Origin of the sequence: Paenibacillus sp. GM2FR (genome assembly GCF_002803325.1) — a bacterium.
GTDB lineage: Bacteria > Bacillota > Bacilli > Paenibacillales > Paenibacillaceae > Paenibacillus_AQ > Paenibacillus_AQ lautus.
Window position 1 is genome coordinate 495,485 of the sequence record NZ_MKZM01000008.1, and the last position, 23,858, is coordinate 519,342.

The following is a 23,858-nucleotide window of genomic DNA, read 5'->3' on the forward strand; positions in this document are numbered from 1 at the left end:
CTTCCGAGGTTTTCCCTTCCTTATCTCGCAAGAAAAACTTCCGCTATATGCGGTCTGACTTCTAAGGAAGTACGTCGATAAAGTTTTTCTTATAACGCTTTGACATTATGCAAGGTATATTAGGAGGGGTTCCGGTGAATAAGACCGTTATTGTGACAGACAGCACAGCGGATATTCCGGCAGACCTGGCGAAGCAACACAACATTCATATTGTGCCGCTGAGACTTATGTTCGGGGAAGATACGTATTTGGACGGAGTCGAAATCACGCCGGGAGAGTTCTACAAAAAGCTGGTGCAGTCACCCCAGCTTCCGACGACCTCCCAGCCTTCACCCGCAGATTTTGTAGCTGTGTATGAGTCCATTCTGGAACAGCACCCCGGCTGCTCCATTATGTCCATTCACATCTCATCCGGCTTGAGCGGAACGTATCAGTCCGCATTGCTTGCCACCTCTCTTATCGAAGGAGAAGCGGATATCACCGTATGGGATTCCAAATCGGCCTCTTATGGTTTCGGACTATTCGTGGTTCATGCAGCGAAGCTCGCACAAGAAGGAGCCGCTGTTCCAGATATTATTTCGTCGCTTGAGGACCTTCGCTCTAAGCGCCGCCTCTACTTCCTGGTAGACACACTGGAGTACTTGCAGAAGGGCGGACGGATCGGCAAGGCTTCAGCCGTGCTTGGTACACTGCTTAACATTAAGCCAATCCTGTCCATTGATGGCGAAGGGATTATCTTTCCGGTAGACAAGGTCCGCGGTCGTAAGAAAGCGACGGCCAAAATCATTGAACTGTTTCAACAGGATCTATCCGGTGTGAAAAATATTAAAGTGGCTGTGGGTCATACAGCTGACCCTGCTCAGGTTGAGGATTTTCTGCAGCAGCTGTCCGCTGTGTTTACGATCGAGGAAACGGTGTTCTCCGAGATCGGTCCGGTTATCGGTACGCACGTTGGACCGGGAACCATTGCAGCGTATATATGGCCTGCTTAAGTGAGGTAGATGATATGAGTCTCAAACTCGATCAAATATCCGTCAGACAGATCAACGGCGTGAGCGCCCTGAAAGAGGGGGAGCTTCACGCCTTTGGCGTCTCTACGGTCAAGGATCTTTTGGAGTATTACCCCTTCCGGTATGAGGATTACCGGCTACGGTCTTTAAGCGAAGTCAAGGACGGGGACAAAATCACCATACAAGCTAAGATAGCCAGCGTGCCGGTACTGCAGCGCTACGGGCGCAAATCCCGTCTCACCTGCAAAATGCTGGCCGAAAACTGGATGTTCACCGCAACCTGGTTCAATCGGCATTTTCTGAAGGACCAGCTTACGGCCGGTCGGGAGATCGTGCTGACGGGCAAGTGGGATCAGCGCAGAATGCAGCTTACGGTGTCCGAGTCCGAGTTCCCGGATAAGGGAGCCTTCCGCAGCGGAACGCTGCAGCCGGTGTATTCCATCGGCGGGAAGATCACGCAATCCTGGATCCGAAAAACGATGGGACAGGCTTTGGAGCAATACGGGGAGATGATTCCCGAAATTTTGCCGCAATCTCTGCTCCGAAAATATGATCTGATGCCTCGTAAAGCGGCGATCATGACGATCCATCAGCCTGTCGACTCCCGGGAAGGCCAGGAAGGGCGGCGCCGGATGGTGTATGAGGAGCTCTTCTTGTTCCAGTTGAAAATGCAGGCGTTCCGGGCGCTGAACCGGGGACGGATGGACGGTGTTGTACATACGGCTGACAATGCAACGATCCGGGAGTTCGTGCGCAGCTTCCCGTTTGAGCTTACCGATGCGCAGAAGAAGGTGGAGCTGGAGATTTTGCATGATATGCGCTCCCCTTACTGCATGAACCGCTTGCTTCAAGGGGATGTCGGCTCGGGAAAAACGATTGTTGCCGCCATCGCTCTGTTTACAACGGTGCGCTCAGGCTTTCAAGGGGCCTTGATGGTGCCAACGGAGATTCTTGCCGAACAGCATATGCGTTCGCTGCAGAAGCTGTTTGAGCCCTTCGGCATTACCGTTGGCCTGTTGACAGGCAGTGTAACGGGGAAGAAGCGTAAAGACCTGCTGGCTTCCTTACAGATGGGGCTGACGGATGTTGTCGTGGGCACCCATGCCCTCATCCAGGATGATGTGTACTTCCGGGAGCTGGGACTCGTCGTGACGGACGAGCAGCACCGTTTTGGCGTGAACCAGCGAAGCGTACTCCGCCGTAAAGGCTATAACCCGGATGTGCTCACGATGACGGCAACGCCGATTCCACGAACGCTGGCGATTACCGCCTTTGGGGATATGGATGTATCCACGCTGTCGGAGCGTCCGAAAGGTCGTATTCCCATTACGACCTATTGGGTCAAACATGAACTCATGGACCGTGTGCTTGGATTTATTTCCCGGGAAGTAAATCAAGGTCGTCAGGCCTATTTGATTGCTCCTTTGATTGAAGAATCGGATAAGCTGGACGTTCAGAATGCGATTGACCTGCATGTCCAGATGCAGCAGGCCTTTCCCACGTATGCTGTCGGACTTCTGCACGGTCGTATGACGCCTGCCGAGAAGGATGAGGTCATGCGCCAATTCTACAGCAATGAGGTCCAGCTGCTGATTTCCACGACAGTAGTTGAGGTTGGCGTTGACGTGCCGAACGCAACGTTGATGATCATTATGGATGCCGATCGCTTCGGTCTGTCCCAGCTTCACCAGCTTCGGGGCCGCGTAGGCCGTGGGCAGCATGCATCCTACTGCGTCCTTGTAGCCGATCCAAAATCGGAAGTGGGTCAGGAGCGGATGCAGGTCATGACGGAAACCGAGGACGGCTTCGAGGTATCCCGGCGGGATCTGGAGCTACGGGGACCGGGCGACTTCTTCGGTACGAAGCAGAGCGGCCTGCCGGAGTTCCGGCTGGCCGACATGGTCGCGGATTTCAAAGTGGTCGAAGAGGCCCGGGGAGACGCGGCAGCTCTCGTTAGCGACAGTTCTTTCTGGACGTCGCCGGAATATGAGCCGCTTCGCGACTTTTTGCAGCAGGAAAAGATCTTCCAGGGCGATATCATGGATTAATGACATGAATCTGTTAGCACAATGGACAGACCTTCGTCATATACTCAAAAAGGGTAGCAGCATTTATGACTGGAGGTGCTTCAACATTGAGTTATCAGCAGTACGGGATTAGTCCGCAGCTGGTGGAGCGAATCAAGCTGAAAATGAAAAACCCGGCAGTCAAGGAAAGAATCAAAGGGCTGACTCAGGGGTTGACCAAGGCAGATCTTCAAAATAGCGCAAAAGTACATCAATTGATCCGGACGGCCAGCGGCATCATGAATGAAAAGCTGAGCTCCGCGCAGGAGCAGCAAATGGTTCAATTCGTCCTTGCACAGCGCATCGATCCGAACAACACCTTCCATTTGATCAAGCTGTGGGGGATGTTTCGATAACAATTGGATGACATCAAGGTTTTACTTTGCATAGAAGAAGCCCCTCTCGGGAGTGTTTTCTCCTTATGAGCAGGGGCTTTTGATTTGGCATGTGCAGGGATGAAACGTTCCTGGCGGACTTTTATAAAAGAAGTCCCTTGATTTGTGGTCTACCCGATAGCAGAGGAACCGGGGAGCTAAGAAAAAGTGCGGAAGTTGAAGAGGCCCCCCCAATCTTTCCGAAGTATTTAGCTGTCCGTAATGGAACGGATGCAAGCTTCCGTGTCATTTTTAACGGAATTTACGGTTGTGCTAACCGGTACGGCCTGCATGTCCTCCGCGGGGTAAGGCCTCAAAAGCTCTTTGAGGGTTTGCAAAAGGGAAGGGCTGCTTTCATTGGTTTGGGAAGATGTCTGCCGTTCAAGCCATAGTGCTTCGTCTGCGGGGCTCAGAATGACCGGCATCCGGTTATGGATCGGTTCCATGAGTCGATTGGGTGCGGTTGTAATGACGGTGCAGGTGCTGAGTTTATCTCCGCTTGGGGTGATCCAGGTATCGTACAGACCTGCCATGCTGAATATTTCCCCGTTCCTCAAGCCGATGCGAAAAGGCTGCTTGCCATTGCCGTTTTTTTGCCATTCGTAAAAACCGTCTGCAGGTATCAGGCATCTTTTCCGATAAAAGGGCATCCTAAATGCAGGCTTATCTTCCAGCGTTTCGCTGCGCGCATTGATCATTTTGGCTCCGGCTGAGGGATCCTTGGCCCAGGATGGGACAAGCCCCCATTGCAGCTGACCGATCCGGTTGGCGCTGCCGTCGTTGATAATCGCCGTGACCATCTGCGTAGGAGCGATGTTGTACCGGGGAATGTGAAAGGGAGATACCGATTCGGGATCGATGAGATACCGTGTCATTAATTCTTCCCAAGTGACCGTGAGTGTAAAGCGTCCGCACATGGATTCAAACCTCCTGTCATTTGCTCTCGCTTAAGATTTTGAATATAGCGACTAATTAAGACTTTTTATCGAGTTCAGAACGAAATGGCTACGTAGAGATGTACAGTACATTTGTTTTTGAGTATATCAAATATTGCATAACTTACCAAAAGGGTCTAGCACAAAGCCAGGCCAAGCATCATGAATGGAGGATATATTGTGTTTGATTTAAAAGCTAATGGTACCTCGGTGAAGACAGAAGTTGTTGCCGGGGCCACGACGTTTTTCACGATGGCGTATGTGACCGTTGTGAATCCGCTGATTCTGTCGCAAGCGGGTGTACCTTTTGAGCAGAGCTTCACGGCAACGATTATTGCCGCTGTGATTGGTACACTGCTGATGGGGCTCGTAGCCCGCTACCCGATCGCAGTGGCGCCGGGGATGGGCTTGAATGCCTACTTCACCTATTCCGTTGTTCAAGGACATGCCGGACTTGGGTATATTGAGGCTTTCTCGGCTGTTTTTATAGCCGGTATTCTGTTTTTGGTATTATCGATGACTTCCCTGCGGCGTAGGCTGATTGAGATGATCCCGTCGAATTTGAAGCATGCGATCACGGTCGGAATCGGCCTGTTTATTGCTTTTATCGGTCTGCGGATGAGCGGCATCATTACAGCGCATCCGGACAATCTGGTAGCGCTCGGTGATCTGCACCAGCCATCGGTTGTGCTCGCCTTGGTGGGATTGGCGGTTACGCTTGTGCTGCTGTCCCGCGATGTAAAGGGTGCTTTGTTTATCGGTATGATTATTACCGGGATTATTGCTTATTTTGCCGATATGCTGTCCTTTACGAGCGGGATTATGTCGGTTCCTACGCTGCCGGAAGGCATTCTGGTATGGAACCCGATTACCGCTGCCTCCGATGTGATCAGGCATGGACTTTATGCCGTTGTGTTCTCGTTCCTCCTGGTGACGCTGTTCGATACCACAGGCACGGTCGTTGGTGTGGCGGAGCAGGCGGGGCTGATGAAGGATAACAAGCTGCCTCGTGCAGAACGCGCCATGTTCTCCGATTCGGTGGCAACCGTGGCCGGCTCCATGGTCGGTACAAGCCCGACCACCGCCTATGTGGAATCTGCAGCCGGCGTCGGCGCAGGCGGTCGGACAGGATTGACGGCGGTCGTCGTTGCCGGGTTATTCGTTGTTGCCGCCTTCTTCAGTCCGCTGATCGGCGCGGTTGCCGGATTGTCCGCCATTACGGCCCCTTCGCTTATCGTAGTGGGCTGTCTGATGCTGAGCAACGTTCAGCACATCCGGTGGAATGATTTTGATGAAGCGTTCCCCGCGTTTCTCGTCATCTTGACTATGCCGCTTACGTCCAGCATCGCGACCGGGATCGCCCTCGGTTTTATTTCATACCCGCTGATGAAAATCGTGAAGGGCAAGTGGGAGGCGGTTCACCCGCTGATGTATATTTTTGCCGTGCTGTTCGTGCTGCAGCTTGTCTTTGTCCCGCATTGATTTTAGGGAGTACTAGGCGCATGGAAATCCCCTGCAAGGTCTGAGCAGACCCGACAGGGGATTTTTGGCATGCCGATAAACGTATAAGTGTGAGGATTATTTGTAACGGAAGAGGAGATGGTGCAACGGTTCCGGGTTGTTGCTTTTTGACCGGTTAAGAGGATATACCTTCTCATCAGCCGGCCGTGGATGCACCGAGCTTTAGCGAGCACGGCTCCATACGTTCGCGTACCTCGTAACGAGGCCGTGCTCGTCAACCTCCAGATCCGCTTGGTAGGCTCCATAGTTACTCTCATAACGGTAGGCATACTCACCCGTACGCGTATACTGTTGGGCAAGGGGGGGCGATGGTTAAACTCGGGAACTGAATCCAGACTGCGGTCATGGACGCGCTCTCCCCAGGCTTCAGTCCCAAGCGCCGGATCGGCAGCGTGTTGGTGGGTGTTGCCCCTCTATATTATATAACGAACATATGTTTGTTATAAAGCGATAAATACAATGCATGGATTACAAATTGGAGACTTCCACGGAAAACGCTTATTCCATATATGGACGTCAAAAGGTTTGTGAAGTAATATGTAAAGATCGTATAATAATCCGGCAATAGGTTTCATCAAGAGTAGGAGTGCAGCCGCCATGAACATACCTAAAAAACGCATTAAAATCAGTCTAGCCATGGTCATGCCTGCGCTGGTTTCATTATCCATTCTCATGACGATGTCGATTATGATCTATATTCAGTATAAAAATGAGAAACGATCTCTATATAACAATACCATGTCGCTTAATTTATCCTCCGCACAAAAAATGGCGGTTACCATTGAAGCGCTTTTATCAGGGATGCGCCAAAGCCTTCGTGCCTCTGCCAACAACCCGGCAATAGAGGCCAGTGCGGCATCCGATGAGAAGGAGCTGCAGGTGATTTTTGATCTTATGCTTCAGAGCAGCCTTTACTTCAACTCCGTATTTTGGGCCGATCAAGCGGGTACCATTCGAGTGGTTTCTCCTGAGGGGAACCATTTGAATCCGGCCCGATTAATAACGGAAGGGACCACGAAGGCGCTAAATGAGAGAAAGTCCTACATATCGGCACCTTATAGAAGCCCGACCGGACGCTGGATGATTCTTGCGAGCGAGCCGATTTTCGACAGCTCCGGCAAGTATCACGGGATGATTGCCGGCACGATCTACTTGGAAGAAAATAATATATTGCATCGGATTTTCGGATCTGGTGCGGGAAATGAAAAGGACTCCTACTCCTACATCGTCGATTCCGGCGGGAAGCTGCTCTATCATCTGGATAAAAGCCGGGTGGGGGAGGATGTAAGTTCTAACGTCGTGGTGCAGCGGCTCATGGACGGCGAGAGCGGTATGCAACGTGTCATGAATACGCAAGGTAACGATTACTTGACGGGTTACGCCAGCGTTTCGATGAATGGTTGGGGGATTGTCATGCAGACATCGGTAAGTTCCATTCTGGACGATGTCAATCGCAACCTGCAGGATCAGCTAAGAAGTATGCTCCTTCCGATCATGATCATGCTGGTCATCGCCGCATATATGGCTACAAGAATTGCCGCGCCATTTACCCAGCTGTATAAGTTAACAAAATCGATAGCAGCCGGTCAAACGGTGTCCTCTGAAGAATTCCAGCCGCATTGGAATCGGGAAGCTGATCAATTAAACCAGATTATGGGGGCCGCTGCCGAAACGCTGGCCAAGCAGGCCTATTCGTTGCAGCAGGAAGCCAGCACGGATCCACTGACAGGGCTGACCAATCGCAGAGAACTGGAACGCTGCCTTGATTCGTGGGATTCGCTTGGGGATCCGTATGCCGTTTTAATGCTGGACATTGACCATTTTAAAAACGTAAACGATACCTATGGCCACCAAACCGGCGACCAAGTCCTGAAGCTGGTGGCGGCGGTCATGAGCGGTTGCGTTCCTGCGGGTGCGGTCTGCTCCCGTTTTGGCGGAGAGGAGTTTGTTATTCTTCTTCGCAAGCATAGTATGGAAGAGGCCTACCGTATGGCTGAGCGGATACGCAACGCGATCCTGATTTCCCAAACGCCGTATTCCCTAACGCTTACCGTATCGATCGGCGTCTCCTTGTATCCTGAACATGGCGGGAACCGCGAGGATGTATTCCAGGCAGCGGATATGGCTTTATACCGGGCGAAGGACGAAGGACGTAACCGGACGATCGCGGCAGGATTATCGGCGTAATAGTACATGCGGCCAATCCCTTGATTACCGGGTTAAAGTATATTTATGAGAGAACATTATTTAATAACTTCTCCATAATTGTTACGTCCACGAACTTATCATCCAAGATGCCGTGGTCTTGAAAAACACCAACATCACGGTACCCGAGTTTATGATATAAACCCTGCCCGCCTTGATTGAACGGAAAGGTGAACAGCACGATTTTATAAAAACCATTTTCCTTTGCAATCGTCTCAAGGCGATGAAGCAGCATGCTTCCAATTCCTTTGCTTCGGAATGCCCGATCGATATATATGGATAGGTCGGCAACACCATCATAGGCGCAGCGCTGAGAATAAGGGTTGAGGGAAGCCCAACCGACCACCTCGCCTGCGCTTTCAGCGACAATGACAGCGTAACGCTCCGCATGTTGTTGGAACCAATGATGCATATATGTAATATCTTTTGTCTCTACTTCCAGGGTAGCAATGCGATCTTCAATTCCTTGATTATAAATACGCAATATTCGTTTCACGTCGTTCGTGTGGGCTGTTCTAATCGTAATTGGGTTCATCAGCGGCGGGTTCCTCACCTTTCTCTTTAAATGAATGACAGCTCAGCCAAAAGTTATTGGGATAATGGGCTGCAGCATGTACTGGATTTAGCCATGGCTTGGTCTGGAATATCACCTCTGATTTGTTATACAACACATATTTGCGATATGCAAGTAATTTAACGTTGTATCGCTGCAGTCAGTTCTATCGTATATCTGAGTGTCATTCTGCAAACACTCCTAAACAAATCAAAAAAAATTGATGCTTGACGTGTGGCGGATGGCTTGCTACAATGAGCACATCAAAATTATTTGATGGGAAGTAAAGAGGTGACAACATGAAGGTCTCTACAATACCTGAAGACGTATTAAGCCTGTATGAACAGAAATTCAAAGCGTTATCCGATAAGAATCGGCTCAGAATCATTTATGAATTAAATCAACGAGGTAAAGTATGTGTATGCGACCTTACCGACATGCTGGAACTGCCTCAATCGAAACTGTCGTACCATCTGAAAATGTTGCTGGATGCAAATATTATATTGATGGAACGCATCGGAAAATGGAATTACTACGAATTAAACGATGAAGAAATCAAAGGACTATTATCCGAAAAGCTATGCTGCGTTTTCTATCCGAGTACAAAAACATAATTTTTTTAACCAATACATCAAAAAAAATTGATGGATTGAAAACATAAGGAGGATTTCAATATGAAAAACATTGAATTCAAGGTAGCCTCATCTTCTTGTTGTACACCCCGTGTACCGTTAAACACTAAGGAAACAGTGAAGGAGGAATATGTTCCGGACAACCGTAACCTGCCTGTCGCGATTATTGGTGCCGGTCCTATCGGCTTGGCTGCAGCAGCTCATTTGGCCGAAAGAGGGCAACCATTCATTCTTTTTGAAGCCGGACCCAGCATAGGTCAAAACATCCTGCAATGGGGACATGTGCGTCTTTTTTCACCATGGCAGTACAACATCGATAAAGCTGCGGAGCGACTTTTGCGTAAACAAGGATGGCAGCCTCCTGTATTAACGGAATTGCCTTTCGGTCAAGAGATTGTGAATCAGTATTTGAGGCCCTTAGCGCAACTACCTGAACTGGAGCCCTACATCATGTTGAATGCTAAAGTGGTGTCCATTTCGAAAAAAAATGCAGATAAAATGAAATCAGCTAATCGCGCAGCTGCGTCGTTTGTACTTTATGTTGAACGAAACGGCAATACCGAACGCCTTGAAGCCAGGGCAGTAATCGATGCCTCCGGAACCTGGGGACATTCGAATCCGCTAAATGCAGACGGGATATGGACATGTGAAGAGCGTGATTTGAAGGACCATATTTATTATGGGATTCCGGATTTATCATCCGAACAAAGGCAGAAGTACGCCGGGAAACGTGTTGCAGTTGTAGGAGGCGGGCACTCTGCGATCAACACTTTACTGGATTTAGCCAAGCTCAAAGAAACGAATCCCACCACTGAGATTATTTGGGTGATGCGAAAGAAATCTGTGGATGAAGCTTACGGTGGTGAAGAGAATGATCAGTTAGAGGCACGAGGGGCACTTGGAAGCCACATTCACCAGTTGATTGATGCCGGCCAAATCCAAGTGGTCACTCCGTTCTTGATCGAGGGGCTTTCCAAACACGATGGAAGAATGAACATCAAGGGGACTGCAAACGGTGAAGGCAAGGAAATACAAGGAATCGATGAAATTATCGTAAATAGAGGGAGCCGACCTGATTTTTCATTCCTGAGTGAGATCAGACTTAGCATTGATCCTGCTACGGAGAGTGTTGAAGCGCTTGCGCCCCTTATCGATCCCAATGTACACAGCTGCGGAACGGTAAGACCCCATGGCGAAAAAGAGCTGCGTCATTTAGATAAGAATTTCTATCTCGTTGGGATGAAGAGTTATGGCCGAGCACCTACCTTCCTTATGGCGACGGGCTACGAACAGGTTAGATCCATTGCTGCATATCTGGATGGCGATTTAGAATCCGCGTTAAAAGTTGAATTAGAGCTGCCGGAGACCGGCGTATGCGGTATTAACAGTGCGCCGAATGCCAATGATTGCTGCATGCCCGCTGCCTCATCTACTTCGGGCTGCAATTAATTTATATCAAGGGGGAATCAAGATCTGGTTCTCCCGGATAAATGAAACAGAGGAGTGAGCGACATGTATAAATCAATCATTATAGGAACGGGTCCAGCAGGTTTGACCGCTGCCATTTATTTAGCCAGAGCTAACCTGAGTCCGCTTGTAATTGAAGGACCGCAGCCGGGTGGCCAATTGACATTAACTACAGAAGTTGAAAATTTCCCTGGATTCATTGATGGAATCATGGGTCCGGAGCTCATGGATAATATGAGAAAACAAGCGATTCGATTCGGTGCTGGGTTTAGGAATGGCTGGGTGAATGAAGTGGATTTTTCATCCCGTCCGTTTCGAGTGTCGGTTGATGGGCTGGGTCAATTACAAGCGGATACGATTATTCTCTCGACGGGTGCATCTGCAAATTTACTCGGTGGCATACCAGGCGAAAAAGAGAATATCGGCCGCGGCGTAAGCACTTGCGCGACATGTGACGGCTTCTTTTTCCGTAATAAAGAAGTGCTGGTCGTGGGCGGGGGAGATTCCGCCATGGAAGAAGCAAATTTCCTCACGAAGTTCGCTTCGAAGGTAACGGTCGTTCATCGGCGGGATGAACTGCGTGCTTCAAAGATCATGCAGGAACGCGCTAGACAAAACCCTAAAATTAGCTGGGCCCTTAGTAAAGAATCCACTGAAATTATCGCCGATGATCGCGGAGTTACCGGTCTGCGCGTCAAGGATATGAAAACCGGAAACGAAGAAATAATGGAGACCGACGGAATTTTTATCGCGACGGGTCATACGCCCAATACTGCATTTTTGAAAGGACAGATCGATACGGATCCAGCCGGATATATTCGGGTGAAGCCTGGAACGACCGAAACGAACATTCCTGGCGTATTCGCTTGCGGAGACGTACAGGATCCGAAGTACCGTCAGGCAATTACCGCTGCAGGCACAGGATGCATGGCCGCGCTGGATAGTGAGAGATTTTTGGAGGAAGAATCTGCGCACTTGAAATCAGGCACACTTTCCATTAATATATAAGCATTAAATTATATGGTTATGGATTCATTAATCTCATTTTATCAGAGGAAAGGGATGAATCTTATTGGAGCATATGAACGAAATAGCCGAGAAACTCAAATTGCTTGGGGATAAAACAAGGCTTACCATGTTGACGCTCCTTAAGGAAAGAGAATGGTGCGTTTGCGAGTTTGTTGATATTTTTGACATGTCACAGCCTGCAATCAGCCAGCACTTAAGAAAGCTTAAGTCTCAAGGGATCGTAAATGAAGCCAGAAGAGGCCAATGGGTTTATTATTCTTTGCATGTTGAGGATAAGCCATATATCCAAGCGGTGTTGAATGAGATGCCAAGTTCTCAAGAAATATTGTCAACGTTTAATAAGGAAATCAACTGTTCCTGTGATTAAACGGCAATCAGCCCGTATGAGCAATAGCTCTCAGGTTGATGAGAGTTATAATCGCTGCTTAATATATAAGTATATCGTTATATATTGATTAATAGAGGGAAAGCAATAACGGTATTTTAGTTCAACACGTCATTGGAGGGTTTGTACATTGGTTTCTGTTTTGGCTAGCATCATTTTTCTTGTTACATTGGTTTTTGTTATTTGGCAGCCTAAAAATCTGTCCATTGGATGGTCGGCTTGCGGAGGTGCTGTACTGGCACTGCTCGTTGGAGTTGTCGACTTTCAAGATGTTTGGGATGTCACCCAGATTGTATGGAATGCTACGCTTGCCTTTGTCGCCATTATTATCATTTCATTGATTCTGGATAAAATCGGTTTATTCGAATGGGCGGCATTGCATATGGCGAACGCCGCTCGAGGAAACGGTATCCGGATGTTTGTCTATGTATCCGTTCTTGGAGCGGTTGTCGCTGCTTTTTTTGCAAATGACGGTGCAGCACTGATCTTAACCCCGATTGTGCTTGCCATGGTACGGGCGCTGAATTTCGACGAAAAGAAGGTATTCCCCTTTATTATCGCAAGCGGCTTTATTGCGGATACAACCTCCCTTCCGCTAGTGGTCAGCAACCTGGTGAATATCGTATCGGCCGATTTCTTTGGCATCACGTTTACCGAATACGCCAGCCGAATGTTGGTTCCCAATCTGTTCTCTTTAGCAGCAAGTGTCCTGGTGCTTTACTTGTTTTTCCGCAAAAGTATCCCGCGGAAGTTTGATGGCACCCAGCTCAAGCAGCCATCAACGGCGATTCAAGACCCTGCGATGTTCCGGTTATCATGGATCGTGTTGAGTGTGCTCCTTATCGGTTACTTTGTGTGCGAATTTGTCGGTATTCCGGTATCGATCGTAGCTGGGGTTATCGCGATTTTCTTCCTGCTGATGGCGCGGAAAAGTCCGGCTGTGCAAACCAAGGAAGTCCTCCAAGGTGCTCCGTGGGCAATCGTGTTTTTCTCCATTGGCATGTATGTGGTCGTATATGGCTTGCGTAACGCGGGTCTTACGGATCTACTGGCAAGCGTCATACAGAGCATCGCGGATCAAGGACTACTTGCGGCAACCATGGGGATGGGATTTATCGCAGCGATGATTTCTTCCATCATGAACAATATGCCGACCGTCATGATTGATGCGCTGGCAATTGATGCGACAAGCACATCGGCTGCCATTCGAGAGGCATTAATATATGCCAATGTCATCGGTTCCGATTTAGGTCCCAAGATCACGCCGATTGGCTCGCTGGCAACCTTGCTATGGCTGCATGTCCTTTCGAACAAAGGCGTGAAGATTAGCTGGGGGACATACTTTAAGACAGGCATCATCCTGACGATCCCAACTTTATTTATAACCCTTTTAGGTTTATATATTTGGTTGACCATACTGTAATTTGCAGGATAAAAGGAGAGAAACGAATCATGGAGAAAAAGACACTTTACTTCTTATGCACTGGCAACTCTTGTCGCAGCCAAATGGCGGAGGGATGGGCCAAAAAACATCTGGGTGATGATTGGAAGGTCTACAGCGCCGGCATCGAAGCTCATGGCCTGAACCCTAATGCCGTCAAAGCGATGAATGAGGTTGGTATTGATATATCGAAACAAACTTCCGATATCATTGATCCGGAGTTGTTAAATCAATCCGACCTGGTGGTCACCTTGTGCGGTGATGCTGCCGATCGTTGTCCGATGACGCCTCCGCATGTTCGCCGTGAGCATTGGGGATTTGACGATCCGGCGAAGGCTCAGGGGACCGCCGAAGAAAAATGGGCTGTTTTCCAGCGCGTTCGCGATCAAATCGGCGGGCGTATTCAAAAATTCGCTGAAACCGGCGAATAAGGCAAAGCCTTATGCCAGGGTCCGAACACTAAGAGAATTCTTGAGAAAACATTGAAAGCCTGCGTCTATGTATACCAAGAGCGCCCCTACTCGGGGCGTTCTTTTTGTCGAGAGGACCTCTCGTTACCGGTTCTCCCTATTGAATTGCGGCGTGCAGAGCTTGGGCAAACTTGGATATTCCCGATGGGATATCCTCGGCTCTGGCACGGGCATAAGTGAAACGCACATATCCGGAAGCTGAACCGTATACACTTCCCGGCGCAAAAATCACGCCTTTTTGAATGGCGGCCTCCAGCAGTTTGCTGTCATTCACTTCCGGGACGATCTTGCACCAGAGATGGAGGCCGCCCTCAGGCACATGGAAATGAACCAGGCCTTGCAGTTCTTTCTGCAGGACCTCGATCAGTAAATCCCGCTTGTACAGCAAGCTCGCTCTCAGTCTGTCCAGGTGCGGAGCAAAATAGGAAGAATTGAGAAACTGTCCGGCCAAGCTTTGGGGCACCACGCTCAATCCGAAATCCATCTGCTGCCTGGCGTCTGCAAGCCGCTCCACCACCGAATTCGGGGCGACCATCCAGCCTACGCGGAGGCCGGATGCAGCTATTTTCGAGAGCGATCCGATGTACAGCACCGACCCGATGGAATCGACGGATTTCAAAGGGGCAGGCGGCGAGCACTGGTAGGCGGTCAAACTGAAGGGGTCGTCCTCCACGATTGGAAGTCCAAGTTCACTGGCTGCATCCAGCAGCTGTGATCTTCTCTCCTGAGCCATGACGGTGCCAGTCGGATTTTGAAAATTCGGATTAATGAAAATCATCTTGATCCGGTGTTTCTTGTACAGCGACCGAATGTCCTCGGGCCGCACTCCCTGTCCATCTACAGGGAGTCTGAACAAGCGAAGGCCAGCCGATTGAAACATCGGCAGCGAATAGCAATACGACGGGTCTTCAATAGCCACCGCGTCGCCAGGCGACAACAAGCACTGCGTAATGAGATACAGCGACTGCTGTGATCCTGACGTGATCAATATGGATGATTCGGTGGTCCGGATCCCCCGATACTTTTTCAGATACGTAACCAATGCCTGTCGGAGCGGACCATATCCCTGCGGGTTGTCATATCCGAAATAGGACGTGTTCGGTTTTTGGCTCATTAACGTATTCATTTCTTGGATCGGCGCCAAATCACCGGCAAGCTCTCCGCTGGCAAAATCAATCAAAGAAGGATCATGCGCCAGCGCTTCCCGAATCCGGCGGAGAAAAGGGAGATTCGGCAGGAAATTTCCTCCCTCCGCATAACGGTGCCAGTTCGGCGTATGCTTAGGCGTGGCTCCCCACTTGGAGTTGCTGACCCGTGTTCCGCTTCCGGAACGGCTTTCTATAATTCCTAGCGCCCGAAGCTCCGAGTAAGCCAGAACCACGGTGCTTCGATTAACTCCGATTTGCTCCGCCAGTTTTCGCTCGGAGGGGAGTAAGCTGCCTGGTGGAAACTCACCATAAGATATTCTTTGCTCCAGATCATCTGCAATTTGCTGATATAGAGGTTGTGTGCTGTTGCGATCCGGCTTCCACACCTTCCTCATCCTTTCATGAACATATTCAGGCTGGTTTTTGTCTGTAATGTTAATCATATCATTGTGCATAAATGAAGTGTTTTCATAATTTCATCATTACGATGACAAATATCCAAAACTCCGGTAAACATGGATGGCGGATCTGATTGTAGATTGGATGGGGCAACTTATCCACCCTTACCGGATGTGGCTGTATGTCGTTTTCGGTTTCTTGACAAAACGTAAAAATAGGAATAAAGTATGGTTTGAGTTAATCGTAATTATTACGATTATACAATAAATGCGAGAATAGGAGGTGCTGAATATGCGAGTGACGGTAACATTGGCATGCACGGAAACCGGCGACCGTAACTATACAACGACCAAAAATAAAAGAAATCACCCGGAGCGAATGGAATTGCGCAAATATTGTCCGCGCTTGAAGCGGGTGACGCTTCATCGGGAAACTCGTTAAACGAATACAAATCATAAGCCGGACCTATCATCCGGCTTATTTGACTTCGAACGAATTGGGATTACACTAAAAGTAGCAGAATGCAGCTATGTCTATGAGGGGATGGATGGGATGAACGAGGAACGACATGATTCCAGCGGAGAGCTGCTCCTGAGCACACATACCCCGGAACAGTGGAGGCGGAGAAGACAGGAGCTAAACGAGTGGATCAACAGACCTAAAATATGCAAACAGCCCAAACGGACACGGTTATTCGGCAACACCCCTGTGGATGAGCAGTTATATCCGATATTGATCCGGCTGCAGCAGGCGGGATTGGACACCGAGTTTTCCTGCGCGGGCGTAAGTCCTCTTGATGAACCTGTTGATCATTCTCTGTACGCCTACCTCACTTTTTTCTCGAGCGGTCCTGCGGAGCAGTTCGCTAACATACTGATGGGAAATATGAGGCATCGAGCGCTGATTACCTATGAGCCTGCCCGTCACCGCTATGACGTATCGTCGTTTTTTATCGGACATAACCGGTCCTTTTGTCTTCTTCTCCAGCACAGCGCGGATCAGTTACTAAGAGATTCAGCCCAGTAGAATACGGGGCTTTTACATAGAAGTTCTATTGTTTTGCCAGCTCAGAGTCCTTTGAGCAGCTTAGCTTCGAACATCCCTATTAGATGAAATAAGGAGTCGTGATCGATGACGAAAGGGAGAATTGCTTGGCATTCAGGCCAATGGACAACCGCACCGGTATCGGTGACAGAGGAAGAGTTGAATCTGAAGGTTGAGTCCAGAGAAGGCAGTGATTATTGGGAGAAAACCCTGTATGGGTTCCAACGCGACAGCGGCCATTCACTGCTTGCGGCGTGGGATCAGGATGCAGCCATGGAGGTCACATTTGAATTGGATGCCTTTACGGAACTTTATGATCAGGCCGGGTTGATGTTAATGAACGCTCCGGGACAGTGGATCAAAGCCGGGATCGAAATCAATGACGGAATCCCGCAGCTGGCAACGGTCGTCACCCATGAATATTCGGATTGGTCACTCGCGCCCGTGCCGGAGTGGGTTGGTGAGCGTGTCACGATCCGTGCCTCAAGGCTGAATGATGCCGTCATCATCAGGGCGAGAACCGGGAAGCATCCTTGGCGAACCGTGCGCGTGGCACCTTTCCCCGCCCGAACAGAAAGTCAAGCAGGGCCTTTTGTCTGTTCGCCGACCCGCTCCGGTCTGATCGTGACCTTCACGCGTTGGGTGAGCACGCAGCCGGACAGCGATATTCATGTTGACCCGCCGATTGAAGAGTAGGAAAGAGTTAACCTAGATTCTTGAGATTAACCAACAGACATAACGGCAAAGAGACCTCACCCATCCTTTCGTGATCGGTGAGGTCTCTTTTTATATGCAGCCCGCTCTGTATCAATTGCCACAGCGGCCATGCCGCGTGTGGTGATATATTGAGGGTGGTCACACACTTACCTGCCATATATTGATCACGTCCAGCAAAGGGGATGAAGCCATATGCCGAGCAAAGAAAGTGTTGCTATCAAAGAACTGCTAACCGCAGAGGGATTTCATCATAAATGGCAAAATGCCGGAATGATTCGGCAATATATCGAAACATTGCCTCCATATCCTGCGTTATCAGAGAAACAGGAAGGATTTGAAACCCGCTGTTTCCAAAGCGAATCGGGGGTAAGCATGAATTATTATGTATCGCATGGCGCGAAGGAACAGGGAACCGTTGTTTATTTGCACGGCGGAGCTTATATCGAAGAGATTTTGCCGCCCCATTTCACTTATGCCAAACAGTGGACGAAGCGAACCGGATTCAGCGTCATTCTACCCAATTATCCCACCGTCCCAGCTATGGATGCGAAGAAGCTGACGGGGCTGATGCGCGAATTTTACAAGTACATCTGCACCCAGGTGTGGAGTCCAGTATTTCTAATGGGCGATTCGGCGGGTGGCGCGCTGGCTCTCGATATGGCCCAGTCGGTGAAGGGAACTCCGCATGCACCCAAGGGGTTGATCCTGCTCTCCCCATGGGTGGATGCAGCTACGGACAATCCGCAGATTGCCGCGCTCGGTATACCGCAGCGCGACGTCTTTCTCCAGCCGGTCGGGCTCGGTGAAGTCGGAAGGATGTATGCTGGAAGCCTTTCGCTGGACGATCCGGCGGTCAGTCCTTTGTTTGACGAGATGGGAAGCCTTCCCCGCACGGTCATTCTCATCGGAACCGATGATTCCCTGCTCCCGGACGCTCGTCTTTTGCGCGATAAACTGGTCCGAGAAGGCGTTGATACCGAGTATTGGGAGTACGAGAATATGATGCATGTGTGGCCTCTGTTTCCGATGCCTGAAGCCGAAGAGGCACTGGAGCGGTTGCATCAATGGGTGGCATGCGATGGAGGAAGGCTGTAATGGAGGGTGACGAACCATCCAATTGGATGGTCAAACTGTGGCGAAATTGGATGGTGTGCATTAGCCGATTGTTCATTATAATGAGGCAGAAATGATAAAAGAATGATGATTACTGTTGATCCTGATGCCTCAGGTTCTATAATAGATTGTATATAATGAATAATCGAATGGGGTTGTTTGTGGTTGGTTATGTATATTATCGTCATCGCGCTGGCTTTAATTGGAGGAGTTTCCACGCTTGTTGTAGGATTATCTCAGGAGAATAAGAAGGCAAACCCGAACTATGAGCGGAAAACCAAAACCAATCTCACGAAGCTGCTCATCATTTATCTTGTTTCGTTAATTGCGTTTATTTTGATATGGATGATTTTTAGATAACTGTAAAGGCCGTTTCCTGGAACGATGACCGGGGAGCGGCCTTTTGCTATTCAGATAAAGGACTCGGGGGTGTCCGACGATCATCTCGTGATAGGAGCTGCTGAAGTTCAAACCGAGTACACACGATGTACACAGCACTTCTCTATACTAGGTCTTGAACTTAGAGACGAAAGGTGTGGAGGACAGATGCACGGTATGGCGAATTATGGATGCTGTCGGTCATACAGGATGAACGTGATTCGCAGTTCATTGTGTTAACATGAGGGTATATGGAAACTTCAGCTTATGACAGATGCGGAGTGTTATGCAATGAAACGGAGTCTATTGTTGGTCGAGGATGACCTGCTGATGCGGGAGTTCATAACGGACTATTTCAAAAAGGAACAATGGGAAGTGCATGAAGCGGAGAATGGAAGGATTGCGCTTGAAATTTTCGAGCAGATATCCATCGATCTGATGGTACTGGATATCATGATGCCGGAAATGGATGGGTGGTCGGTATGCCGGCGCATTCGCGAGAAGTCGGACGTGCCGATCATCATGATTACGGCAAGAGCCGAGGACGATGATCACATGATGGGGTTCGAGCTGGGGGCCGATGAATACGTGACAAAGCCGTTAAGCCCGAGAGTACTGGTAGCCCGTGCCGCTGCATTAATGAAGAGAAAAGAAGGCACGGTTGGACGTGAGGGGGATCGTCTGGTCTACGGCGATTTATACGTAAACCGAACGGCGCATACCGTCTCGGTTGCGGGCAATAAAGTTAATCTGTCCCCGAAGGAGTATGACCTGCTTCTCTTTCTGATCAAGCATTACGGGAAAGTCCTGTCCCGTGATTATATTCTGGATGCGGTCTGGGGTTACGATTATTTGGGCGACCTTCGCACCGTCGATACGCATATCAAAAAGCTGAGAGCCAAGCTCGGGGATGAAGGCCGCCATATATGCACGGTTATCCGTTCAGGCTACAAATTCGAGACGGAATCATGAGAAGAAGCGTCGTTTTCAAACTGTTCATGGTGACGTCTGTGATGATATTGATCGTCTTTTCACTAGTGATGGTAGCGGAAGGACTGTTCTTCGAGCGGTTCTACCGTACGTCCAAAATCCATGCATTAGAGCGGAATATGAAACAATTCGAGCTGCAGCTTAAAGAGCTGGAGGCGGGAGAACGACAGACGGCAAGGCTGCTCGGTCATTTCATGAATGAGAATGATGCCAGCATCGCGATGCTGAACGAACGGTTTGCTCGCTTGCATATCAATCCCTACGTGCTGGAGCTGCAAGCAGAGGACGGCAAGAACATCACGATTCTTCTTCCAATGGAAGGAATGGCTCTGGAAGACATCCCGCAGGGGATCAAGACCGGCGATACGCTGGTGGTTGATGGCATCTTTATGGACGAGATAGACACGGTTATGCAGCCTGTAGTCTTTCAGCCAACCGATTCGGAGGCGGATGAGGGATTGGTGCGGATCAGAGGGAAGGTTACGGACATGATGCTGCCGGAGAAGCGGTCGTATAACCCGTTATATCAGGATGCGCTCATTGACGATGCCCTTCTGGAATGGACGCAGCAGCCGGAACAGGATCTGAAGCTCCTGCAAAAGGGTTCACCGGTTCGGATGTCATGGACCGACAAGTGGAGCGGGGTCGATTACGTGGTTCTGGTTCGCTCGCTTGCGGAAGAGGGCCAAGAGGATCGTTATTTGTTTGTCATGACCTCGATGCAGCCGGTCGGGGAAGCCGTCGGTACGCTCAAGCAGTATTTTATCTATATCGCGCCGATGATTGTGGTGCTTGTCATGGTCCTGTCCCTGATCTATTCCCGCATGGTCTCTAGTCCGTTGGTGCAGTTAAACCGGTCGGCGGCGCGTTTGGCAAAGCTGGACTTTTCCGCGCAGGCGGAAATCCGTTCCAAGGATGAGTTCGGGGAGCTGTCACGCAGCATGATCACGTTATCGCAGAATCTGGATGAAGCCCTGAAGGAGCTTACCCGGGCGAATGCCAGGCTTCAGGAAGACGTGGAGGAGAAATTGAGATCCGAACAGCTCCGCAAAGAGCTGATCGCGAACATTTCCCACGAATTAAAGACCCCGCTTGGGATTGTCAAAGGATTTGCGGAAGGGCTGCAGGATGGCGTGGCGGACGATAAAAGAGAGCGGTACCTTGCCTTCATCGTCAATGAAACGGATCGAATGAATGCGCTGATTATGGATATGCTGGAGCTTTCCAAATTCGAAGTGGAGGCTATAAGGCTCCAGCCCCGAAGTTTTTCGCTCACTGATCTTATCCAACAGGCGGCGGATTCGTTTACCCGGCAGTTGGAGGACAAACGTCTTCAGCTTAGCATCCACCAAGGTCAAGATGAAGAGGCCATCGTTCAGGCGGATTCGAGACGGATTGAACAGGTTATTCTCAATTTATTGAGCAATGCCATCCGGCATGCCGAGGAGAACAGCGTCGTTACCATAAGGTTACTGCGGATGTCTCCAGGGAAGGTCACCACGATCATTGAAAATGCCGGCAAGCCCATTTCGAAAGCGGAAATGGGGCGGATCTGGGACCAATTCTACCGAGCCGAGCGTTCCCGGGATCGCAAATCCGGAGGTACGGGCCTTGGACTCGCGATTGTCAAACATATTCTGGTGCTTCATGAAAGCGACTACGGCGTGATGAATACAGAACGCGGTGTAGCATTTTATTTTACTTTAAACGAAAGCGGAGGGGACATTCATGCTCATGAATAACAAAAAAACCATCTATCTTATGTCGGCACTGCTCGTGCTGCTTCTGACCAGCGCGTGCGGCGCAAAGCCGGACACCGAGTCTCCGGCGACCCAGACGGGTTCGCCGATTGAAACGGATCAAGGCGGCGAGGTTGATCCTGAATCGCCGTCCGCTCAAGACGGGACCGATGCTTCAGCCGATCCCGAATCGAACCAAGGAGACTCGGAAGCAACCAAAGATCCTGATCAGGAAAAACAAAACGAAATCCAGGATCCACCGGCGGAAGGGGATCAGCAGATCCTTATTGTGATCGATCAAACCCCCAAGCCGATTACGGGAAACAGCTTCGACTTTGGCGTGACCAAACTTCCGGAGGGTTACTCCTTGAGTGAAATGGAGTGGAAATCGGACAAAACCGAGATCAAGAGCACGGTTCAAGAAGCGATTGAACACGGGCAGACCGGGGAAGACGGATTTTATATCAGCGGAAACGGACAATTTTCCGGGTTTATCTATCCTGACGGGATGAAGGGCGAGGAGGGCCAGGTCTTGTTCCGTTTTATCGATGAGCAGGGACATGAGTTAACCTGGGAGAAAACATTGACTCTGAAATAGCGTGGAACAAGTCATACAGACAGAAGGGCGGCCGAATGCGGCCGCCTCTTTGTTTTTTCAATCGCTGAAAGGCACGATTTTCAGCAATCACCCGCTGACATCTCTTATAATAGGAAAAGAATCATTCAGTAAGGAGTGAGGTTTTGGAGCTTTTTTTGAGGAAAAACAAATACGGCTTGATTGTGCTGGCGCCATTAATCGGAGGCTGGTTGTTTAATTCATTACTAGTTATGCTGCCCTTTTCCGGTTTTTTGCTCTGGACGGTCAATATAGGATTCATGCTGTTCTGGTTCTGGGCCGGGCGGCAGTTCGCCCTGCTTCCGAGGAGTAAGATGTACAGCTTCCTGCTGGGTAACCTGGTCTGGCTGCCATCCTTCCTGCTCTACATTTGGCAGTTCGTACTTGTGGACGAGGCCTCCAGGAACATGATGCTCGCCGGTCTGTCCCAATATTATGTATTATTCATGATTATCATTGGAACCCAGGTTCATTTGATGTATTCTGGAGACATCAGCTCCACGGAGATCGTCATCATCGCTTATGTCCTGATGCTGGTTGTGTTCGCTGCAGGATTTGTATATCAATGGCTGAGAAGAAAACCATAGTGTCTCTAATCAAAGGGGAGGTCTTAGGATTACATGGCATTGCGAATTGGAATCATAGGCACAGGCTGGTTTAGCAAAGTACATGCAGATATTTTGTCCAACATGGATGGAGTTAACGTTGCCGCCTTCGTTGGGACGAGTCAGGAGAAAGCGGAACAAGCGGTGCGGGGCTATGCCGGGGCCAAGGCGTACAGCAACGTTGAACAGATGCTGGATGCAACGAAGCCGGATGCGGTTTATATCTGCGTCCCGCCGTTTGCGCACGGAGAGATCGAAGCCCAGATCGTGGAGCGGGGCATTCCTTTTTTGGTCGAAAAGCCGCTGGGCTCGAACCTGGATACGCCAAGGCAGATTCTGCATGAGGTGAAGAAGGCCGGTTTGATTACGTCTGCCGGGTACCATTTCCGTTATACGGATGCAGCCATCAAGGCTGCCGAGCTGCTGGAAAGCCGGGAGATCGGGATGGCGCTTGGCTACTGGATGGGAGACATGCCGCAGGTGTACTGGTGGAGACAGCAGGAAGGCTCGGGAGGGCAATTCATCGAGCAAACCACCCATATAGTTGACCTGCTTCGCTGCCTGCTGGGTGAAGCGGATGAAGTGTATGCGGCTTATGCCCATCGAGCAATGAAGGATATTCATGAGGGGGTAACGGTGCACGACGTAGGTACCGCGACGCTGAAATTAAAATCCGGCGCCGTGGCAACGATCTCCAATACCTGCATGCTGCCGGAGTCGGATCGGGCCGGCTTGGATATTTATACGGAGCAGGGGGTCATCGGCATTCAATCCGATAAACTCATCGTTAAGGAAAAAGGAAGAATGACGGAAATCCGCAATGCAGCTAATCCTTATCTTCGAGAGAATGAAGCTTTCATCCATGCGCTGCGCACAGGCGATGCTTCCGGAATCTTATCGACCTATGAGGATGCCGTCAAAACCATGGAAGTTACCTTTGCTGCTTTGCAGTCGGCCGAAACGGGGGTCCCGGTGAAGATCGGGGAATGATCATATCCCGTTAGAACCCCAAGATGTCCCA

Annotated in this window: 25 protein-coding genes and 1 pseudogene; 21 read left to right on the top strand and 5 right to left on the bottom strand. The window is 49.8% G+C overall.

The window, feature by feature from the left end; genetic code table 11:
• Positions 1 to 134: 134 nt before the first annotated feature.
• From PAEVO_RS02385 to PAEVO_RS02395, 3 genes are all read left to right on the top strand, one after another.
• On the top strand, positions 135 to 992 hold the full coding sequence (locus PAEVO_RS02385; protein WP_100536109.1) for a DegV family protein: 858 nt from the start codon (positions 135 to 137) through the stop codon (positions 990 to 992).
• 14 nt (positions 993 to 1,006) lie between these two features.
• On the top strand, positions 1,007 to 3,058 hold the full coding sequence (recG, locus tag PAEVO_RS02390; protein WP_100536110.1) for an ATP-dependent DNA helicase RecG: 2,052 nt from the start codon (positions 1,007 to 1,009) through the stop codon (positions 3,056 to 3,058).
• 86 nt (positions 3,059 to 3,144) lie between these two features.
• Positions 3,145 to 3,432 carry a stage VI sporulation protein F gene (locus PAEVO_RS02395; RefSeq protein ID WP_100536111.1) on the top strand — a complete coding sequence of 96 codons (288 nt, stop codon included), beginning with the start codon at positions 3,145 to 3,147 and terminating at the stop codon, positions 3,430 to 3,432.
• A 227-nt stretch (positions 3,433 to 3,659) separates the two neighbouring features.
• Here PAEVO_RS02395 and PAEVO_RS02400 read toward each other — a convergent pair whose 3' ends face one another.
• On the bottom strand, positions 3,660 to 4,367 hold the full coding sequence (locus PAEVO_RS02400) for an SOS response-associated peptidase (protein WP_100536112.1): 708 nt from the start codon (positions 4,365 to 4,367) through the stop codon (positions 3,660 to 3,662).
• A gap of 198 nt (positions 4,368 to 4,565) precedes the next feature.
• Here PAEVO_RS02400 and PAEVO_RS02405 point away from each other — a divergent pair, with 198 nt between their 5' ends.
• On the top strand, positions 4,566 to 5,867 hold the full coding sequence (locus PAEVO_RS02405; protein WP_100536113.1) for an NCS2 family permease: 1,302 nt from the start codon (positions 4,566 to 4,568) through the stop codon (positions 5,865 to 5,867).
• A 201-nt stretch (positions 5,868 to 6,068) separates the two neighbouring features.
• On the opposite strand, the pseudogene PAEVO_RS34575 reads toward PAEVO_RS02405, so the two are convergent.
• Both PAEVO_RS34575 and PAEVO_RS34580 read right to left on the bottom strand, forming a co-directional pair.
• Positions 6,069 to 6,146, bottom strand: a pseudogene (locus PAEVO_RS34575) (putative glycolipid-binding domain-containing protein); the annotation flags it as partial.
• 31 nt (positions 6,147 to 6,177) lie between these two features.
• A complete protein-coding gene (locus PAEVO_RS34580; RefSeq protein WP_279300439.1) occupies positions 6,178 to 6,282 on the bottom strand; it encodes a hypothetical protein in 105 nt (34 codons plus the stop codon).
• Positions 6,283 to 6,503: 221 nt separating this feature from the next.
• Here PAEVO_RS34580 and PAEVO_RS02415 point away from each other — a divergent pair, with 221 nt between their 5' ends.
• Complete coding sequence (locus PAEVO_RS02415; RefSeq protein WP_100536114.1) at positions 6,504 to 8,093, top strand: sensor domain-containing diguanylate cyclase; 1,590 nt, start codon at positions 6,504 to 6,506, stop codon at positions 8,091 to 8,093.
• Between the two features lie 43 nt (positions 8,094 to 8,136).
• On the opposite strand, the gene PAEVO_RS02420 is transcribed toward PAEVO_RS02415, so the two are convergent.
• Complete coding sequence (locus PAEVO_RS02420) at positions 8,137 to 8,646, bottom strand: arsinothricin resistance N-acetyltransferase ArsN1 family A (protein WP_100536115.1); 510 nt, start codon at positions 8,644 to 8,646, stop codon at positions 8,137 to 8,139.
• A gap of 317 nt (positions 8,647 to 8,963) precedes the next feature.
• On the opposite strand from PAEVO_RS02420, the gene PAEVO_RS02425 reads away from it, so the two are divergent.
• From PAEVO_RS02425 to arsC, 6 genes are all read left to right on the top strand, one after another.
• Positions 8,964 to 9,278: an ArsR/SmtB family transcription factor gene (locus PAEVO_RS02425; RefSeq protein WP_100536116.1), complete on the top strand. Its 315-nt coding sequence runs from the start codon at positions 8,964 to 8,966 to the stop codon at positions 9,276 to 9,278.
• Between the two features lie 60 nt (positions 9,279 to 9,338).
• Complete coding sequence (locus PAEVO_RS02430; RefSeq protein ID WP_100536117.1) at positions 9,339 to 10,745, top strand: NAD(P)-binding domain-containing protein; 1,407 nt, start codon at positions 9,339 to 9,341, stop codon at positions 10,743 to 10,745.
• Positions 10,746 to 10,808: 63 nt separating this feature from the next.
• Positions 10,809 to 11,771 carry a thioredoxin-disulfide reductase gene (trxB, locus tag PAEVO_RS02435; RefSeq protein WP_100536118.1) on the top strand — a complete coding sequence of 321 codons (963 nt, stop codon included), beginning with the start codon at positions 10,809 to 10,811 and terminating at the stop codon, positions 11,769 to 11,771.
• A gap of 64 nt (positions 11,772 to 11,835) precedes the next feature.
• Entirely contained in the window at positions 11,836 to 12,159 is a 324-nt protein-coding gene (locus tag PAEVO_RS02440) for an ArsR/SmtB family transcription factor (protein WP_100536119.1), read from the top strand.
• A 148-nt stretch (positions 12,160 to 12,307) separates the two neighbouring features.
• A complete protein-coding gene (locus PAEVO_RS02445) occupies positions 12,308 to 13,600 on the top strand; it encodes an arsenic transporter (RefSeq protein ID WP_100536120.1) in 1,293 nt (430 codons plus the stop codon).
• Positions 13,601 to 13,629: 29 nt separating this feature from the next.
• The gene (gene arsC, locus PAEVO_RS02450) at positions 13,630 to 14,049 is read left to right on the top strand and encodes an arsenate reductase (thioredoxin) (protein WP_100536121.1); all 420 of its coding nucleotides are present in this window, start codon (positions 13,630 to 13,632) and stop codon (positions 14,047 to 14,049) included.
• 136 nt (positions 14,050 to 14,185) lie between these two features.
• Here arsC and pdxR read toward each other — a convergent pair whose 3' ends face one another.
• Positions 14,186 to 15,622 (bottom strand): MocR-like pyridoxine biosynthesis transcription factor PdxR, encoded by a 1,437-nt coding sequence (gene pdxR, locus PAEVO_RS02455; RefSeq protein ID WP_100539300.1) that lies wholly within the window; start codon positions 15,620 to 15,622, stop codon positions 14,186 to 14,188.
• Between the two features lie 304 nt (positions 15,623 to 15,926).
• On the opposite strand from pdxR, the gene rpmG reads away from it, so the two are divergent.
• From rpmG to PAEVO_RS02505, 10 genes are all read left to right on the top strand, one after another.
• Complete coding sequence (rpmG, locus tag PAEVO_RS02460) at positions 15,927 to 16,076, top strand: 50S ribosomal protein L33 (protein WP_098742858.1); 150 nt, start codon at positions 15,927 to 15,929, stop codon at positions 16,074 to 16,076.
• Between the two features lie 111 nt (positions 16,077 to 16,187).
• Positions 16,188 to 16,661: a hypothetical protein gene (locus tag PAEVO_RS02465; RefSeq protein WP_100536122.1), complete on the top strand. Its 474-nt coding sequence runs from the start codon at positions 16,188 to 16,190 to the stop codon at positions 16,659 to 16,661.
• A 105-nt stretch (positions 16,662 to 16,766) separates the two neighbouring features.
• Complete coding sequence (locus tag PAEVO_RS02470; protein ID WP_100536123.1) at positions 16,767 to 17,375, top strand: DUF1349 domain-containing protein; 609 nt, start codon at positions 16,767 to 16,769, stop codon at positions 17,373 to 17,375.
• A gap of 213 nt (positions 17,376 to 17,588) precedes the next feature.
• Positions 17,589 to 18,491: an alpha/beta hydrolase fold domain-containing protein gene (locus PAEVO_RS02475; protein WP_100536124.1), complete on the top strand. Its 903-nt coding sequence runs from the start codon at positions 17,589 to 17,591 to the stop codon at positions 18,489 to 18,491.
• A 189-nt stretch (positions 18,492 to 18,680) separates the two neighbouring features.
• Positions 18,681 to 18,869: a hypothetical protein gene (locus PAEVO_RS02480; protein WP_100539301.1), complete on the top strand. Its 189-nt coding sequence runs from the start codon at positions 18,681 to 18,683 to the stop codon at positions 18,867 to 18,869.
• 309 nt (positions 18,870 to 19,178) lie between these two features.
• On the top strand, positions 19,179 to 19,859 hold the full coding sequence (locus PAEVO_RS02485) for a response regulator transcription factor (RefSeq protein ID WP_100536125.1): 681 nt from the start codon (positions 19,179 to 19,181) through the stop codon (positions 19,857 to 19,859).
• 26 nt (positions 19,860 to 19,885) lie between these two features.
• Positions 19,886 to 21,619, top strand: a complete 1,734-nt coding sequence (locus PAEVO_RS02490; RefSeq protein WP_243390614.1) for a sensor histidine kinase — start codon at positions 19,886 to 19,888, stop codon at positions 21,617 to 21,619.
• Entirely contained in the window at positions 21,612 to 22,214 is a 603-nt protein-coding gene (locus PAEVO_RS02495; RefSeq protein WP_100539303.1) for a hypothetical protein, read from the top strand. Before PAEVO_RS02490 ends, PAEVO_RS02495 begins: the two co-directional genes overlap by 8 nt.
• Positions 22,215 to 22,357: 143 nt before the next feature.
• On the top strand, positions 22,358 to 22,819 hold the full coding sequence (locus tag PAEVO_RS02500) for a hypothetical protein (RefSeq protein WP_100536126.1): 462 nt from the start codon (positions 22,358 to 22,360) through the stop codon (positions 22,817 to 22,819).
• A 33-nt stretch (positions 22,820 to 22,852) separates the two neighbouring features.
• Positions 22,853 to 23,827, top strand: coding sequence for a Gfo/Idh/MocA family protein (locus PAEVO_RS02505; protein ID WP_100536127.1), 975 nt, complete (start codon positions 22,853 to 22,855; stop codon positions 23,825 to 23,827).
• Positions 23,828 to 23,858: the final 31 nt, after the last annotated feature.

What these genes read in the sequence shown, in the direction of transcription:
- recG (WP_100536110.1), top strand. Translation starts at nt 1,007, where the DNA reads ATGAGTCTCAAACTCGATCAAATATCCGTCAGACAGATCAACGGCGTG.
- PAEVO_RS02400 (WP_100536112.1), bottom strand. Translation starts at nt 4,367, where the DNA reads ATGTGCGGACGCTTTACACTCACGGTCACTTGGGAAGAATTAATGACA.
- PAEVO_RS02415 (WP_100536114.1), top strand. Translation starts at nt 6,504, where the DNA reads ATGAACATACCTAAAAAACGCATTAAAATCAGTCTAGCCATGGTCATG.
- PAEVO_RS02420 (WP_100536115.1), bottom strand. Translation starts at nt 8,646, where the DNA reads ATGAACCCAATTACGATTAGAACAGCCCACACGAACGACGTGAAACGA.
- PAEVO_RS02425 (WP_100536116.1), top strand. Translation starts at nt 8,964, where the DNA reads ATGAAGGTCTCTACAATACCTGAAGACGTATTAAGCCTGTATGAACAG.
- PAEVO_RS02430 (WP_100536117.1), top strand. Translation starts at nt 9,339, where the DNA reads ATGAAAAACATTGAATTCAAGGTAGCCTCATCTTCTTGTTGTACACCC.
- trxB (WP_100536118.1), top strand. Translation starts at nt 10,809, where the DNA reads ATGTATAAATCAATCATTATAGGAACGGGTCCAGCAGGTTTGACCGCT.
- arsC (WP_100536121.1), top strand. Translation starts at nt 13,630, where the DNA reads ATGGAGAAAAAGACACTTTACTTCTTATGCACTGGCAACTCTTGTCGC.
- rpmG (WP_098742858.1), top strand. Translation starts at nt 15,927, where the DNA reads ATGCGAGTGACGGTAACATTGGCATGCACGGAAACCGGCGACCGTAAC.
- PAEVO_RS02465 (WP_100536122.1), top strand. Translation starts at nt 16,188, where the DNA reads ATGAACGAGGAACGACATGATTCCAGCGGAGAGCTGCTCCTGAGCACA.
- PAEVO_RS02470 (WP_100536123.1), top strand. Translation starts at nt 16,767, where the DNA reads ATGACGAAAGGGAGAATTGCTTGGCATTCAGGCCAATGGACAACCGCA.
- PAEVO_RS02475 (WP_100536124.1), top strand. Translation starts at nt 17,589, where the DNA reads ATGCCGAGCAAAGAAAGTGTTGCTATCAAAGAACTGCTAACCGCAGAG.
- PAEVO_RS02480 (WP_100539301.1), top strand. Translation starts at nt 18,681, where the DNA reads ATGTATATTATCGTCATCGCGCTGGCTTTAATTGGAGGAGTTTCCACG.
- PAEVO_RS02485 (WP_100536125.1), top strand. Translation starts at nt 19,179, where the DNA reads ATGAAACGGAGTCTATTGTTGGTCGAGGATGACCTGCTGATGCGGGAG.
- PAEVO_RS02490 (WP_243390614.1), top strand. Translation starts at nt 19,886, where the DNA reads ATGGTGACGTCTGTGATGATATTGATCGTCTTTTCACTAGTGATGGTA.
- PAEVO_RS02495 (WP_100539303.1), top strand. Translation starts at nt 21,612, where the DNA reads ATGAATAACAAAAAAACCATCTATCTTATGTCGGCACTGCTCGTGCTG.
- PAEVO_RS02505 (WP_100536127.1), top strand. Translation starts at nt 22,853, where the DNA reads ATGGCATTGCGAATTGGAATCATAGGCACAGGCTGGTTTAGCAAAGTA.